This window comes from Thermus sp. FJN-A (assembly GCF_054655095.1).
Genome location: NZ_BAAHSC010000315.1, coordinates 1 through 236, shown reverse-complemented (window position 1 = coordinate 236; position 236 = coordinate 1). Strand labels below are relative to the sequence as shown.

Below are 236 nucleotides of genomic sequence, written 5' to 3'. Positions count from 1 at the left end.
CCGCGTCTCCGGAGCAAGGCCCACAATCTCCACCTCGTCCCCAACCTTCACCTTGCCCCGCTCAATCCGCCCCGTGGCCACCGTCCCACGCCCCGTGATGGTAAACACGTCCTCCACCGGCATCAAGAACGGCTTGTCCACGTCCCGCACCGGCGTGGGTATGTACTCGTCCACCGCGTCCAACAACTCCCAAATCCTGTCCACCCACTCGTTCTCCCCACGCTTCGTCTTGGGGT

The 236-nt window shown here is 64.0% G+C and carries 1 protein-coding gene; it reads right to left on the bottom strand.

The window, feature by feature from the left end; genetic code table 11:
- The coding region (locus ACYQ0J_RS13870) for an EF-Tu/IF-2/RF-3 family GTPase (protein WP_460172639.1) at nucleotides 1-236 on the bottom strand (236 nt) is incomplete at both ends.